Annotated in this window: 14 protein-coding genes and 1 pseudogene; 8 read left to right on the top strand and 7 right to left on the bottom strand. The window is 70.8% G+C overall.

Annotated elements, in window-relative coordinates:
• The first annotated feature begins 57 nt into the window (after nt 1–57).
• Nucleotides 58–858 (top strand): VOC family protein, encoded by an 801-nt coding sequence (locus ACIBJB_RS38890; protein ID WP_398938160.1) that lies wholly within the window; start codon nt 58–60, stop codon nt 856–858.
• Here the strand turns inward: ACIBJB_RS38890 and ACIBJB_RS38885 are convergent.
• On the bottom strand, nt 855–1,655 hold the full coding sequence (locus ACIBJB_RS38885; protein ID WP_398938158.1) for a class I SAM-dependent methyltransferase: 801 nt from the start codon (nt 1,653–1,655) through the stop codon (nt 855–857). The genes ACIBJB_RS38890 and ACIBJB_RS38885 overlap by 4 nt on opposite strands.
• 74 nt (nt 1,656–1,729) lie before the next feature.
• On the opposite strand from ACIBJB_RS38885, the gene ACIBJB_RS38880 reads away from it, so the two are divergent.
• On the top strand, nt 1,730–2,311 hold the full coding sequence (locus ACIBJB_RS38880; RefSeq protein WP_398938156.1) for a TetR/AcrR family transcriptional regulator: 582 nt from the start codon (nt 1,730–1,732) through the stop codon (nt 2,309–2,311).
• A gap of 23 nt (nt 2,312–2,334) precedes the next feature.
• Nucleotides 2,335–3,030 carry a ribonuclease H gene (locus tag ACIBJB_RS38875; protein WP_059208887.1) on the top strand — a complete coding sequence of 232 codons (696 nt, stop codon included), beginning with the start codon at nt 2,335–2,337 and terminating at the stop codon, nt 3,028–3,030.
• A 21-nt stretch (nt 3,031–3,051) separates the two neighbouring features.
• Here ACIBJB_RS38875 and ACIBJB_RS38870 read toward each other — a convergent pair whose 3' ends face one another.
• Entirely contained in the window at nt 3,052–3,504 is a 453-nt protein-coding gene (locus tag ACIBJB_RS38870; RefSeq protein ID WP_069758491.1) for an SRPBCC family protein, read from the bottom strand.
• A 186-nt stretch (nt 3,505–3,690) separates the two neighbouring features.
• Here ACIBJB_RS38870 and ACIBJB_RS38865 point away from each other — a divergent pair, with 186 nt between their 5' ends.
• The 3 genes from ACIBJB_RS38865 to ACIBJB_RS38855 all read left to right on the top strand — a co-directional run bounded on the left by ACIBJB_RS38865 (nt 3,691) and on the right by ACIBJB_RS38855 (nt 7,056).
• Entirely contained in the window at nt 3,691–4,902 is a 1,212-nt protein-coding gene (locus ACIBJB_RS38865; RefSeq protein ID WP_398938222.1) for an FAD-dependent monooxygenase, read from the top strand.
• Nucleotides 4,903–4,996: 94 nt separating this feature from the next.
• Nucleotides 4,997–6,475 (top strand): MFS transporter, encoded by a 1,479-nt coding sequence (locus ACIBJB_RS38860; RefSeq protein ID WP_398938153.1) that lies wholly within the window; start codon nt 4,997–4,999, stop codon nt 6,473–6,475.
• Nucleotides 6,472–7,056 carry a TetR family transcriptional regulator gene (locus tag ACIBJB_RS38855; RefSeq protein ID WP_062048371.1) on the top strand — a complete coding sequence of 195 codons (585 nt, stop codon included), beginning with the start codon at nt 6,472–6,474 and terminating at the stop codon, nt 7,054–7,056. The genes ACIBJB_RS38860 and ACIBJB_RS38855 overlap by 4 nt, the downstream gene beginning before the upstream one ends.
• On the opposite strand, the gene ACIBJB_RS38850 is transcribed toward ACIBJB_RS38855, so the two are convergent.
• Nucleotides 7,053–8,765 (bottom strand): cholesterol oxidase substrate-binding domain-containing protein, encoded by a 1,713-nt coding sequence (locus tag ACIBJB_RS38850; protein WP_398938151.1) that lies wholly within the window; start codon nt 8,763–8,765, stop codon nt 7,053–7,055. The two genes, ACIBJB_RS38855 and ACIBJB_RS38850, sit on opposite strands and share 4 nt — an antisense overlap.
• Before the next feature lie 136 nt (nt 8,766–8,901).
• Between ACIBJB_RS38850 and ACIBJB_RS38845 the strand changes: the two genes are divergently transcribed.
• A complete protein-coding gene (locus ACIBJB_RS38845; protein ID WP_398938148.1) occupies nt 8,902–9,885 on the top strand; it encodes an aldo/keto reductase in 984 nt (327 codons plus the stop codon).
• A gap of 84 nt (nt 9,886–9,969) precedes the next feature.
• Nucleotides 9,970–10,455 (top strand): DUF6328 family protein, encoded by a 486-nt coding sequence (locus ACIBJB_RS38840; RefSeq protein ID WP_398938146.1) that lies wholly within the window; start codon nt 9,970–9,972, stop codon nt 10,453–10,455.
• Here the strand turns inward: ACIBJB_RS38840 and ACIBJB_RS38835 are convergent.
• The 4 genes and pseudogenes from ACIBJB_RS38835 to ACIBJB_RS38820 all read right to left on the bottom strand — a co-directional run.
• Nucleotides 10,388–11,068: pseudogene (locus ACIBJB_RS38835) on the bottom strand (DUF2238 domain-containing protein); the annotation flags it as partial. The gene ACIBJB_RS38840 and the pseudogene ACIBJB_RS38835 sit on opposite strands and share 68 nt — an antisense overlap.
• Nucleotides 11,069–11,175: 107 nt before the next feature.
• Complete coding sequence (locus ACIBJB_RS38830; protein ID WP_398938144.1) at nt 11,176–11,613, bottom strand: SsgA family sporulation/cell division regulator; 438 nt, start codon at nt 11,611–11,613, stop codon at nt 11,176–11,178.
• A 61-nt stretch (nt 11,614–11,674) separates the two neighbouring features.
• Nucleotides 11,675–12,730 carry a hypothetical protein gene (locus ACIBJB_RS38825; protein ID WP_398938142.1) on the bottom strand — a complete coding sequence of 352 codons (1,056 nt, stop codon included), beginning with the start codon at nt 12,728–12,730 and terminating at the stop codon, nt 11,675–11,677.
• 95 nt (nt 12,731–12,825) lie between these two features.
• Nucleotides 12,826–13,797, bottom strand: coding sequence for an LLM class F420-dependent oxidoreductase (locus tag ACIBJB_RS38820; RefSeq protein WP_398938140.1), 972 nt, complete (start codon nt 13,795–13,797; stop codon nt 12,826–12,828).
• Nucleotides 13,798–13,853: the final 56 nt, after the last annotated feature.

Genomic DNA, 13,853 nt, shown 5'->3' with positions numbered 1-13,853 from the left:
CACCCGTGACTAGCGTGTGGAGTCGGACCGACCACCGATACGGGAAAGGCCGCGATCATGGCCGTACAACCTGAGGGAACCCCCTGTTGGGCCGATGCGATGTTCAGCGACGTCGAGGGGGCCAAGAGCTTCTACGGCGACGTCCTCGGCTGGACCTTCGGCGAGGCAGCGTCGGAGTTCGGCAACTACACGCAGGCCTACGCGGACGGGAAGGCCGTCGCCGCCGTCGTGCCGCCGATGCCCGGTCAGGAGGGAAATTCGCAGTGGTGCCTGTACCTCGCGTCACCGGATGTCTCCGCCACCGCCGGCAAGATCCGTGACAACGGCGGCGAGCTGCTCATGGAACCGATGCAGGTCGGCGACTTCGGCACGATGTGCCTCGCCCGCGACCCGAGCGGCGTCGTCTTCGGCGTGTGGCAGGCGGGCACCCACGAGGGCTTCGAGGCGCCGCCCGAGCAGACGGGGGCGTTCTGCTGGGCCGAGGTCTACACCCGCGAGCCCGAGAAGTCCGACGCGTTCTTCCCGGCCGTCTTCGGCTACAGCGCGCGGCAGATGCAGGACGACGCCATCGACTTCCGCATGTTCAACGTCGGCGACAACACCGTCCTCGGTCGCATGAAGATGACGGACGACTTCCCGCCCGAGGTGCCGGCGTACATCAACGTCTACTTCACCGTCGACAACTGCGACGACGCCGTCGCCCGCGCCACCAAGCTCGGGGGCGTCCTGCGCTTCGGGCCCATGGACTCCCCGTTCGGCCGGTTCGCCGCCCTCAGCGACCCGCAGGGCGCGAGCTTCTCGGTGATCGACGTGACGACGACCCAGGGAGACATGCCCCAGATCTCCGACGTGCCCTAGCCGCCGCGCACCGCCGTGACCACCACGGCGGTGTAGTGCATCGGGAAGCTCCCGCCCATCGCGTCGACGGCCTCGCCCAGGCCGCTGAGCAGGGCGTCGAGCTTCCCGGCGGGCAACTGCCCGTGGCCGCCGAAGGTGGGTACCTGGTCCAGCCACTCCTCGCGGGTGTAGACCCGGTCCCACTCGAAGCGCCACTCCTCCGGCTCGGCGAAAGCGGCCGCCTTCCGGATCCCGTCGGCCGCGGTGGCGCAGACGCCCGCGTAGGCGTCCGGGCCGGTCATCCGGCGCCAGTCCATCGGCATGCCGGGCACGGCCCGGGCGTACGCCTCGGTGAACACCTCCGCCACGTCGATCGCGGGCTGGAAGGCGTTCCAGAAGAGGGCCAGGCGTCCGCCCGGCCGCAGCGCCCGGGCCGCCCGGTCCGCACCGGCGACGGGGTCGACCCAGTGCCAGACCGTCCCCGCCACGACCGCGTCGAAGGCGCGGCCCGCCGGATCCCAGTCCTCGAACCTGGCGACTTCGACGTCGAGCCCCTTGTGACGCGCGAACGCGGCCATCCGGGCGTCGGGTTCCACCCCGAGCACCCGGCAGCCGTGCGCCCGGAACGCCAGCCCGGCGATACCGGTGCCCGTGCCCACGTCCAGGACATCCCGGCCGGGACTCTCGGCAGCGATCCGCTCCACCAGGGCGTCGGGATAACGGGGACGGGTCCGGTCGTAGCGCTCGGCGTCCGAGCCGTACGACTCGGCGATGTCGCGTTGGGTGTGCGGCTGCTGTTCGTCAGCTGGAGTGGGCATGCGCCCACTCTAAGTGGGCGCATGCCCACTCGACAAGAATCAGGGAGGATGTTCGAGGAAGAGTGAGGTGGGCCGTGCCGACAGGGATCGCCATCCGCGATGTGCGGGAGCAGTTGTTCGACGCCGCCGAGCGGATCCTGCTGCGGGACGGGGCGAACGCGCTGACCAGCCGGGCGGTCACCACCGAGGCGGGGGTCGCCAAGGGCGTTCTGCACCGCCACTTCGAGGACTTCGACGCGTTTCTCGCCGAGTTGGTGCTGGACCGCATCGGGCGTATCGAGGCCCGCTCCCGGTCCCTGCGCGAGTCGGCGGGGACCGGTGCCGTCGTCGACAACCTCACCGCGGCCCTGACCGACCTCTTCGGGACGATCGCCCTGCGGATCGTCGGCCTGGTCATCGCGCGCGACACTCTGCGGGCCCGGTTGCGCGAGGCGAGGGGTGGGGGAGTGCCGGTGCTGCGGGAGGCCACGGCGATGGTGGCCGGCTATCTCGCCGCTGAGCGCGACCTGGGGCGCCTCCCGGCCGACGCGGACGTGGACCTGCTCGCCCCCGCGCTGATCGGGGCGGCGCACCTCCTCTTCGCCGACACGGAAGGGGCGACACCCGGCGACGGGGAGGTCCGCGGGGTCGTGGCCACGGTGGTCACGGTGGAGTGAAAGGGTGCCCGTCTGCTCATGGCATGATCGAGCGCATGCGTGAACGACTGGTGGCCGCGTGCGACGGCGCTTCGAAGGGAAATCCGGGACCTGCGGCCTGGGCCTGGGTCATTGCCGACGAATCGGAGACGCCGGACCGCTGGGAGGCCGGGCCGCTCGGCAAGGCCACCAACAACGTCGCCGAACTCACCGCACTGGAGCGGCTGTTGGCGGCGACCGACCCGGATGTGCCCCTCGAGATCCGGATGGACTCGCAGTACGCCATGAAGGCCGTCACCACCTGGCTGCCCGGGTGGAAGCGCAACGGCTGGAAGACCTCCGCGGGCAAGCCGGTCGCCAACCAGGACCTCGTCGTCCGGATCGACGAACTGCTCGACGGGCGTTCGGTCGAGTTCCGTTACGTCCCCGCCCACCAGGTCGACGGCGACCCGCTGAACGACTTCGCCGACCGCGCGGCCAGCCAGGCGGCGATCGTCCAGGAGCCCGCCAGCAGCGAACTCGGCTCCCCGCAGCCGCCGCCGTCGCCGGACACCCCGAAAGCCGACCGCCCCGCCCGGGCCAAGTCGCCCAAGCGGAGCGGCGGTTCGTCTTCTCGTACGATCAAGGCCAAGTTCCCCGGTCGGTGCCTGTGCGGACGTTCCTACGCGGCGGGCGAGCCCATCGCGAAGAACGCCCAGGGCTGGGGACACCCGGAGTGCCGTACGGAGGCGGCCGGTTAGCGGCCGGTCGGAGCGCGACGGTCAGATGACCGCCCCGCGCCACTCGCCGGTCTCCTGACCGCGCTCCTCGATGAACGTCTTGAAGCGCTCCAGGTCACCCTTGGTCTGCCGCTTCACGAACCCGAGCTTGTCGCCGACCTTCTCGGTGATGGTGTCCGGATGGAAGTCCATCTGGAGCATCACCTTGGTGTGGGCGTCGTCGAGGCGGTGGAAGGTCACCGCACCCGCCTGCTTGGCCTCGCCGGCGATCGTGGTCCACGCGACCCGCTCGTCCGGGATCTGCTCGGTGATCTCCGCGTCGAACTCCCTGTGCACCCCGTTGACGTTGGTCACCCAGTGCGTGAGCGTGTCGGTGCGCTGTTCGATGCGCTCCACCCCGCTCATGAACTCGGGGAAGGTCTCGAACTGCGTCCACTGGTTGTAGGCGGTGTGCACCGGCACGCCGACCTCGATGGATTCCTCGACCTGCGACACGGGTGAATCCCTCCTTCGTCTTCTCGGTGTGTACGGCGCGGGTACCGCACGACCTGCGGGGCAAACCGGACGAGAGGACCGCTACATCGGGTGTTCCCCGACGTGATCCGAATCGGTGTTCGCGCATCTCCGGACTGCTACTCTGCGTTGCCAATCGACCGCTTTGAGTAACCAATAGGGGTGCGTGTGAAGGTCGCCTGCGTCGGCGGCGGGCCCGCCGGCCTGTATCTCTCGATCCTGCTGAAGCGGCAGGACCCGTCCCACGACATCACTGTCCACGAGCGCAACCCGGAAGGTTCCACCTACGGCTGGGGCGTCACCTACTGGCGCGGACTGCTCGACAAACTCCACGTCCACGACCCCGAGTCGTCCCGCGCGATCGAGGAGGCCTCGGTCACCTGGAACCAGGGCGAGGCCCGGGTACGGGACCTGGTCACCCGGCGCGACAGCGACCCGGGCTTCGGCATCGGCCGCCACCGCCTGCTGGAGATCCTCGCCGAGCGGGCCCGCTCGCTGGGTGTGCGGCTGGAGTTCGAGCACGAGATCACCGCCGGCAACCTCCCCGAGGCCGACCTCGTCGTGGCCGGCGACGGCGTGCACAGCGCCCTGCGCACCGGACACGCCGGCCACTTCGGCGCCGAGACCAGGGAAGGCCGCAACCGCTACATCTGGCTCGGCACCAGCAAGGTCTTCGACTCCTTCACCTTCGCCTTCGTCGAGACCGACCACGGCTGGATCTGGTGCTACGGCTATCCCTTCGGCCCCGAAGGCAGCACCTGCGTCGTCGAGTGCGCGCCCGAGACCTGGACCAGCCTCGGCCTCGACGGTGCGAACGAGGCCGACGGACTCGCCCTGCTGGAGAAGCTGTTCGCCGACGTCCTCGACGGCCACCCCCTGATCGGCCGCTCCACCGGCTCGGGCAGCGCCCAGTGGCTCAGCTTCCGCACGCTCACCAACCGCACCTGGCACCGCGGCAACCTCGTCCTCCTCGGCGACGCCGCCCACACCACCCACTACTCCATCGGCGCCGGTACCACCCTCGCCCTGGAGGACGCCATCGCCCTGGCCGACGCCCTGCAGCGGCACACCGAGCTTCCGCAGGCCCTCGTCCGCTACGAGCGGCAGCGCAAGTCGGAACTGCTCTCCATCCAGAGCGCGGCCCGCTACAGCGCCCAGTGGTACGAGAACCTGCCGCGCTACATCGGCCTGCCCCCGGAGCAGATGTTCGCCCTTCTGGGCCAGCGTCACTCGCCGCTGCTGCCCTATGTCCCGCCTCAGCTGTACTACCGGCTCGACCAGGCCGCCGGGCAGCTCGAGGCGCTGCGCAGGATCAAACGCTGGCTCGGGCCGAAGGTGGCGCGCGGCGTGCACGCACGGGAGCTGGCTTCTCGCAAGTAGCTCGGCGGCCCTGGAAGGGTATTGGGTGAATGGCGATTCACCGCTAGAGTGAATTGTCATTCACCCCGTTTTCCGTATCGAGTCCGGAGCGCCGATGGACCAGCAGGGCCCGATATCCCCGCCGCCCGGAGCAGGCCTGCGGACCCGGCTCACCGTGCCGGTGCTGGCGATGTGCGGCACGCTCATGGCCGTCATGCAGACCGTGGTCGTCCCGCTGCTGCCGGACCTGCCCCGGCTGACCCACTCCTCGCCCGGCGCAGTCTCCTGGATGGTCACGGCGACCCTGCTGGCCGGTGCGGTCCTCACCCCGGTGCTCGGCCGTGCCGGTGACATGTACGGCAAGCGCCGGGTGCTGACCGGCGCCCTCGCCCTGATGACGCTCGGCTCGGTGATGTGCGCCCTGTCGTCCGACATCACCGTGCTCATCGCGGCTCGCGCCCTGCAGGGTGCCGCCGCCGCCGTGGTGCCGCTGTCGATCAGCATCCTGCGCGACGAACTGCCGCCGGAGCGCCGGGGTTCCGCGGTCGCGATGATGAGCTCCACGGTCGGCATCGGCGCCGCACTCGGTCTGCCGCTGGCCGCGATGGTCGTCCAGTACGCCGACTGGCACACCATGTTCTGGATGACCAGTGCCCTCGGCGCCCTGGGCGTCACGGCCGTGTCGTGGGCGGTCCGCGAGTCGCCGGTACGGCAGCCGGGCCGCTTCGACGTGGTGGGTGCCCTGGGACTGGCCGTGGGCCTGGTGAGCCTGCTGCTCGGGGTGTCCCAGGGCGGGCAGTGGGGCTGGGGCAGCCCCCGGGTCCTGGGGCTGTTCCTGGTGTCCGTCGCCGTGCTGGCCCTGTGGTGGTGGCGTCAGCTGCGCACCGACGAGCCCCTGGTCGACCTGCGGCTGGTCACCCGGCCGCGGGTGGGCCTGTCCCACGTGGCCGCCCTGCTCACCGGCTTCGCGTTCTACGCCAACTCCCTGGTCACGGCCCAGCTCGTGCAGGCGCCGAAGGCCACGGGCTACGGACTCGGTCTGTCGATCGTGGCCACCGGCCTGTGCCTGCTGCCGGGCGGAGTCACCATGCTCCTGTTCTCACCGCTCTCCGCCCGGATCTCCGCCTCCCGCGGTCCGCGCGTCACGCTCGCCCTCGGCGCCGCGGTGATGGCGTGCGGCTACGCGGTACGCATCGCGGACAGCCGCGATCTGTGGATGATCATCCTGGGCGCGACCGTGGTGGCCACCGGCACCACCCTCGCCTACTCGGCGCTGCCCACGCTGATCCTGCGCGCCGTACCGGCCGAGCAGACCGCCTCCGCCAACGGCGTCAACGTCCTGATGCGCACCATCGGCCAGGCCGCCTCCAGCGCGGCGGTCGCGGCGGTACTGGTCCACCACACCAGCCCGGTCGGCGGCGCACTCGTGCCCACCCTGCACGGCTACCTGATGGCCTTCGCCATGGCGGGCGCGATAGCCCTCGCGGCGTGCGCGGCGGCGCTGACCATCCCCGGCGACTCCGCCCCCGACGGGACCCGCCGGGCCAAGGGCCGCACCCGGGGCGCGCGGGAGGGGGCGATGGAGGGAGCATGAGTGCCGTGAGCACACCGCCCCCCACCACCACGACCGCCCGCCGGGACGCCGAGGCGACCAAGGCCGCCATCCTCAGGGCGGCCCGCTATCTCCTGGCCCGCACCCCCCACGCCGACATCACCCTCAAGGCGGTCGCCGAACGCGCCGGGGTCAGCCCGCCGTTGATCGTGAAGTACTTCGGCAACAAGGACGCCCTCTTCGCCCGCGTCATGTCCTTCGAGTCCGACGCGACGGCCCTGCTCGACGCTCCCCTGGACGAACTGGGCCGTCACATGGTCCGCCATGTCCTGACCGGCCAGATCGAACGAGGCGCCGACCCCCTGCTCCGGATCGCCTTCGCTCCCGTCCAGGGCGAACACGGTGACATCCTGCGCGTCAACTTCCGCTCCCAGGTGGTCGAACGCCTCGCGGAGCGCCTGCGGGGCCCCGACGCCGGCCTGCGCGCCGAACTGGCGGTGGGCACCCTCCTGGGCCTGGGCGTGATGTACGGCATCGCCCGGGGCACCGAGCTGAGGGCGACCGCCGTGGAGGACGTCGTGGACCGGTACGCCCCCACGGTGCAGGCCCACTTGACGCCCTAACGGAACAGCCGGTCCAGGAAGGCGTTGCCGAACACACCGTGCGGATCGAGCCGGTCCAGCACCCCCGCGGCCTGGCCCCACACCGCCTCACCGAACGAACCGGGAATGGCCGTCCCCAGCACCTCCTCGTCCTCCCACACGGCGTCGTCCGTGTAGGCCCACCCCTTGGACCACTCGACACGCGTCCCGTCGTAGCCGTCGAGGAGGAACTGCTCGATCTCCCGCAGGAAGGCCTCCGCGTACGGCGTCCCCGGCAGCGTGAGGATGTCCAGCCACACCGCCGTGTCCCGCTCGGGATGCGCCTGGTCCGCCCGCAACGCCGACAGCAGCGGAGCCCGCGCCCCCTCCAGCTCGGCCTCGGCCGGATCGTCGAGCCCGGTCACCCGGATCTCCACCGTTCCGTTGACCGGGAACTTCCCCTGTGCCGTGTACGCGGCGAGTTGCTCCCGGTAGAAGTCCGTGAACTCGGAGACGACCCGCTGCACTTGGTCCCGGCTCGTCAGGACCGCGTACCCGTTCGCGGTCACCCTGAGCGTCGTCGGCTTGATGTAGAGCAGTGTGTTCTTGGACGGCCCCCAGATGTCCGCCGACAGCGTCGCCGTGAGCCCCACGGTCGCCACGTCGAGCTGCGCGTTCCCGAGCACCGGCGCCAGATACCAGGCCGCGTCCGACACCATCCGCCCGGCCAGATCCGCCACCAGGGTCGGCACGTTGTCGGAGAAGGGATAGTTGTACGGCGAGGTCACGCGCCGCGAGGTCAGCGGCTTGCGCGGCGCCACGCTCCACACCTTCAGCCACGGGAACTCCGTGTAGGCGAACCAGATCGCCTCGACCCGCCCGGCCTCCTCCAGGAAGCTCGTGAAGGTCCGCCCGTCGCCGCCGGGCGCCGCGAAGAGCTCGGCCGCCGGAATGTCGACCCGGCTGACACACCGCAGATTGCTGTTGGCGCCGACTCGCAGCACGACCTCGGTGACGAAGGCCCGCCCGAGATGGGTGAGCAGGGCGGCACTGTCGGCCTCGGCACGGCTGAACTCACGCAGCACGTACGCCCCGCTGCCCTCGTCCCAGACCACCGCCGTCAACGACAGGATGCGATTGCTGAGCGAGCCGTACGTCTGTCCCGGCAGCCGCTGCTCCCCGTCGGCCGGAACGGCGGTGCCGTGCGCGTCGACCGCCAGCGCGCCGCCCAGGGTGAGGTCGCCGGGGGCGGGCGCGGCGGTGACCCCGAGCCCGTGCTCCTCCAGATAGGTCAGCAGCGCCTCCAGCGTGACGCCGGTGCCGGCCCGCACGGCGGAGGCGGAGTCCAGGGACAGGCCGGTGAGGTGGGAGGCGGTGTCGACAAGGAGGACGGGCGCGTCCGACGCGGTGCCCTCGGTGATGGTCAGGGGCGACCAGCCGTGCGAGGAGCCCCGGGCGCGCACCCGCCAGCCGTGCCGCCAGGCCCAGTTGACGACCTCGGCCACCTGGTCCGGACCGGTCGGGGCGCAGGCCCACAGCCCGTCGGCGGTGATCTCGCCGACCCAGTTCCGGTACGCCGAACGGTGCAGGGCCACGCCCGCCGGGAAACCGGGCAGCTCCTCGGCCGCGGCCGCCGGGTCGGCCGGCAGCAGAATCGGTACGGCGGCCAGGGCCGCGGCGCTGAGAAGGAAGCCGCGACGGGACCAGGACGAGTCGTCCTGCGGATGGTTGCTCACTGAACGATCAGTCACGCGATCACGCTAGGCGCTCGTTGACACGTGCATGCCTTACATCGACAAGTGTCACCCGTGTGAGTGAATAATGCACCGACGTCGGCCCGGAGCGGCCCGTTCCGCGCAGGTCGGCGACGGGTGACAGACTGACGCCATGGACGAGCGCACATTCGGCAGGTCGCAGCAGCACGCATCCGTGGTCGGACTCGGCACCTGGCAGCTGGGGGCCGACTGGGGAGACGTCGACGACAAGGAAGCCCTCTCGGTGCTGGAGGCGGCGGCCGAGTCGGGGGTCACCTTCTTCGACACGGCGGACGTGTACGGCGACGGGCGCAGCGAGCAGACCATCGCCACCTTCCTGAGCGGCCGGCCCGACCTGCACGTGCTGGTCGCGACGAAGATGGGCCGCCGGGTCGACCAGATCCCGGAGAACTACGTCCTCGACAACTTCCGTGCCTGGAACGACCGTTCGCGCCGCAATCTCGGTGTCGACCGCATCGACCTGGTCCAGCTGCACTGCCCGCCGACGCCCGTCTACTCCTCCGACGAGGTGTTCGACGCCCTCGACACCCTGGTCGAGGAGGAGCGCATCGCCCACTACGGCGTCAGCGTCGAGACCTGCCAGGAGGCGCTGACCGCGATCGCCCGGCCGGGTGTGGCGAGTGTGCAGATCATCCTCAACGCCTTCCGCATGAAGCCGCTGCGCGAGGTGCTCCCCGCCGCGCGGGAGGCGGGCGTCGGCATCATCGCCCGGGTCCCGCTGGCCTCGGGCCTGCTGTCCGGCAAGTACACCAAGGACACGGTCTTCCCGGAGAACGACCACCGCGCCTACAACCGGCACGGCGAGGCCTTCGACGTCGGCGAGACCTTCTCCGGCGTGGACTACACGACCGGTGTCGAGGCCGCCGCCGAGTTCTCCGCGCTCGCTCCCGAGGGTTACTCGCCGGCCCTGCTCGCCCTGCGGTGGATCATCGAGCAGCCGGGCGTCACCACCGTCATCCCCGGCGCCCGCAACCCCGAGCAGGCCCGCGCCAACGCGGCCGCCGCCAAGCTGCCGCCGCTGTCCGACGAGACCCTCGCGGCGATCCGGGACCTCTACGACCGCCGGATCAAGGACCAGGTCGAGAACCGCTGGTGACCCCACGCCCGGCTCCGGGAGGCGGCTTCTCGCGCTCCCGGAGCCGCGCTGTTTGAACGATCAGTCACCGGATACCCGTACCGCATGGTCGAGACGGTGAGACGGAAGGGCCGCAACGAGACCGAGGACGAGCGCGCGGACCGCATGTGGGGCGAACTCATCCAGGAGATACGCGTCGCGCAGACAGGTGTCCAGATCCTGTTCGGCTTCCTGCTCACCGTGGTGTTCACCCCCAGGTACGACGACCTCGCCCACACCGACCAGGTCATCTACATCGTGACCGTCGTCCTCGGCTCCTGCGCCACCGGAGCCCTCATCGGGCCGGTCTCGCTGCACCGCCTCGTCTCGGGGCGGCGCATCAAACCCCAGGCCGTGCGGATCGCTTCCCGGCTGACCTTCGTGGGGCTGGTTCTCCTGCTCACGACGATGACGGCCGCCCTGCTGCTGATCCTGCGGGTCGCGACCCACGACTCCTGGGTGCCCTGGCTCGTCGCGGCGGTAGTGGCCTGGTACCTGCTGTGCTGGTTCGCGGTGCCCCTGTGGACCCGGCGCCGCCATACGACGGGGTGACGCGCAGCCCGTCCAACTGCCGGTCGTGCAGGCGGCTCAGCGACAGCACGGACAGCGTGGCGCCGATCAGCGCGCAGAACATGTCCCACTGGGTGTCCCACACATCGCCCTGCGTGGCCAGGAAGGCGTCCGCCGCCTGACCCCCGGTCACCGCGGCCGCCCACTCCAGCATCTCGAAGACGGCGCTGAAGGCCAGACACGCGCACACCGTCAGCGGCGCCAGCCAGCGGCTGCCCCGCAGTGGTGAGGTACGGCAGAGCAGCTCCCGCACCAGAACCGCGGGCACGAAGCCCTGCATGAGATGGCCGAAACGGTCGTACGGATTGCGGTCGAGCCCGAAGGTGTCCCGCACCCAGTCGCCGAGCGGGACCTCGGCGTAGGTGTAGTGGCCGCCCACGATCAGTACGAGCGCGTGGACCGCCAGCAGACAGCACAGCAGGCCGGTCAGCGGGAAGCGGCGCCACGTCAGCACGATCAGTGGCAGCCCCACCAGGACCCAGACGGTCTCCAGGAACCAGGTGGTGCGGTCGCGCGGGCCCCAGGCCGACAGGGCGAGCGCGGCGACCACGGCCCAGGCGAGCAGAACCGGCAGGGGCCGGCGCACAGCGGTCATGAGGTGCTCCTTGTCGTCGGAACCCTCATCGTCGGGGCAGGGGCCGACGGCGGCATGAGTACGGCTACTCAGCCCGCGTGCGCATCAGCCCCGACCCGGCCCCCCGCTCAGCCTCCCGCGATGACCGAGGCCAGGAAGTCGTCCACGCGGACCTCCTCCTGTCCCGGCGGCACGATCTCGCGGGTCTCGCGCAGGAAGGACGCCAGTGCCGGTGCCCAGGCGAAGACCACGGCGTGCTGGCGGCCCCCGTCGGAGCGGGCGTCACCGTAGAACTCCAGGCGGAGCTCCTCCCAGACGCCGGTCGAGACGGGGCTGAGCCGTACGTCCCCGACCCCGACCGGACCGCGCAGGCCCTCGGCGAGCATCTCCCGGTCCAGCCGCCACCGCGCCAGCACCCGGCCGTCATGGCTGAACACCGCGGTGACGGCGAACGGGTCCGCCGCGTCGTAGCCCAGGTGGGCGAGCACGGGGCACCGGCCCGTGCCGCCCGCCTGCAGTTGCACGACCAGAGTCTTGTGCGCGGTTCTGCGGACGAAGGAGTTCACCTGAAGGCCTCCGGGAAGAGCGACGTGTCGCCCTCTAGTACCCCTCACACGCCCAAGATGCTCAGCCGTCCGGGTGATTTGCCTTCGCACCGCGCAAGGCCGTGATGCACGAGGCGATGGCCTGCTGGAGTTCCTCCAGTTGCTGGACCATGTCGTCCTCGTAGAAGTCCTGGGCGTCGTCGAAGGTCAGCTCCTCGAACACCTTGGTGGCCTTCTGGAGGCTGTTGTAGAACTTCGTACGCCGTTCCTGGACCCGCAGTTCGGGGTCGGCCTCCACGGTCTCGGCGACGAGGGACTTCATGGTGTCGAAGGCCTCGGCCGCCCACTCGCCGGTGTCCTCGTCCTCCTCCAGCTCCTCGAGGAGGGACAGGTGCCGCTCGGCCTCCTGGCGCAGGTCGACGGGCGCGTCGATGGTCTGCCCGGCCGGGGTCTTCACCTGACCGGACTCGGCGATCTGGCGGACGTATCCGATCCGGTCGGCCGCCCGGCTCTCGGTGGCCACGGCCTTCTTCAGGTCGTCCGTGCGCACCACGTCCCGGGCCAGCGAGGCCTGGAGCTCCGGGTCCTCCTTGATCCGGTCGAGCAGTGCGCTGCGCGCGGCCCGGGCGGTGGAGGGGTCGGCGAGGATGGCGGCACGCAGCGCGGTCGGGTTCTCGGCGACCTCCAGGGCCTTGGTGGGCCGGATGCCCTCGGCCTCGGCGGCCTCGGCGATGGCGGTGCCGCGCTCGGAGGTCGCGCTGTTGCGGGAGACGTAGTAGTCGAGCCACACGTCCGCGTCCGGCAGCTCCACCTCCTGGCCCGGCGCCAGCGCCTCGAAGTGCGGGACCATGCCGTCGTCGGCGGCCCTGTCCCATGCCTTGTAGTAGCGCATGACGCGCTCGGGCGAGCAGCCGGCGAGCTCGGCGAACTCCTTCGCGGACACCTTCGGTGTCTCGTCCGCGCTCTGGCCGCCGGGCCGCACGCTGCGCGCCACCATCAGGCCGAAGGCCCATCCGCCGGTCCGCGCGTAAACACCGAACTCCCGGGCGTCCCGCGCGACGAGGTCGGACAAGGGCGCGCCGGACGTCTCGACCGAGGCCTGGGAGGACGTGTCGGACGGGTCGATCGCTAGGGTCACGGGTGCTTCTCCTGGGCAGGCTCGTTCGGACCGCACGATGTGCGGGGTAGGAAGCCTATTGCACCCTCGGGTACCGTCGGGCAGCCCCGGCCCGCTCAGGCGAACGCGTCGCGCAGCGCTGGCAGCAGTGTCTTCGCCGACCAGTCGAGGAACTCCGGTTGCGAGTCCCCGCCGATCTGCACCAGGGCGATCTCGGTGAAACCCGCCTCCGCGTACGGCCGTACCGCCTCGACGAAGTCGTCCGGGTCGTCGCCGCAGGGAATCGACTCCGCGACGTCGTCGGGCGTGACGAACTGGGTGGCCGCCTCGAAGGAGTCCGGGTGCGGGAGCTCGGAGTTGACCTTCCAGCCGCTGCCGAACCAGCGGAACTGGGAGTGCGCCCGCTTGATCGCCGTGTCTCGGTCGGGGTCGTAGCAGACGGGCAGCTGCCCCACGCGCGGCTTGCCTTCACCGCCGTGCCGGTCGAACGCGTCGAGCAGGCCGGCCTTGGGCTCCGTGGCGATGACCAGGTCGGCGAGGCGGCCGGCCAGTTCGCAGGACTGTTCTCCGGAGACGGCCAGGCCGATCTGCGGCGGCTCGTCCGGCAGGTCCCACAGCCGGGCCGACTCCACGTCGAAGTGGTTCCCGCGGTGGTTCACATGGCCGCCCCGGAACAGCGCGCGGATGATCTCCACCGCCTCTTCCAGCATCTCGTGCCGTACGTCGGCCGAGGGCCAGCCGCCGCCCACCACATGCTCGTTGAGGTTCTCGCCGGACCCCAGCCCCAGCCGGAACCTGCCCTGTGAGAGCAGCTGCATCGTCGCCGCCTTCTGCGCCACCACCGCCGGGTGGTAGCGGAAGGAAGGACAGGTCACGTACGTCATCAGCGGAATGCGGGAGGTCGCCTGGGCGGCCGCCCCGAGCACGCTCCACGCGTACGGCGAGTGTCCCTGCGACCGCAGCCACGGGAAGTAGTGGTCCGAGGTCACCGAGAAGTCGTAGCCCACCTCCTCCGCCCGCACCACATGGCCGACGAGCTCTCGTGGGCCGGCCTGCTCGGTCATCATCGTGTATCCGATTTGCACCATGGGTGCCGAGTCCCCGGTGACCGGAGGGGAAAACGGGCTTCGGGGGTCCTCTCGAT

It is taken from the genome of Streptomyces sp. NPDC050759 (assembly GCF_044456945.1).
Lineage (GTDB): Bacteria > Actinomycetota > Actinomycetes > Streptomycetales > Streptomycetaceae > Streptomyces.
Note: the sequence above shows the minus strand (reverse complement) of the source record. Positions and strands in the feature narration are given on the sequence as shown.

Excerpts from the sequence above, each read along its gene's own strand:
- ACIBJB_RS38890 (WP_398938160.1), top strand. The coding sequence starts at position 58 with ATGGCCGTACAACCTGAGGGAACCCCCTGTTGGGCCGATGCGATGTTC.
- ACIBJB_RS38885 (WP_398938158.1), bottom strand. The coding sequence starts at position 1,655 with ATGCCCACTCCAGCTGACGAACAGCAGCCGCACACCCAACGCGACATC.
- ACIBJB_RS38875 (WP_059208887.1), top strand. The coding sequence starts at position 2,335 with ATGATCGAGCGCATGCGTGAACGACTGGTGGCCGCGTGCGACGGCGCT.
- ACIBJB_RS38860 (WP_398938153.1), top strand. The coding sequence starts at position 4,997 with ATGGACCAGCAGGGCCCGATATCCCCGCCGCCCGGAGCAGGCCTGCGG.
- ACIBJB_RS38855 (WP_062048371.1), top strand. The coding sequence starts at position 6,472 with ATGAGTGCCGTGAGCACACCGCCCCCCACCACCACGACCGCCCGCCGG.
- ACIBJB_RS38845 (WP_398938148.1), top strand. The coding sequence starts at position 8,902 with ATGGACGAGCGCACATTCGGCAGGTCGCAGCAGCACGCATCCGTGGTC.
- ACIBJB_RS38840 (WP_398938146.1), top strand. The coding sequence starts at position 9,970 with ATGGTCGAGACGGTGAGACGGAAGGGCCGCAACGAGACCGAGGACGAG.
- ACIBJB_RS38820 (WP_398938140.1), bottom strand. The coding sequence starts at position 13,797 with ATGGTGCAAATCGGATACACGATGATGACCGAGCAGGCCGGCCCACGA.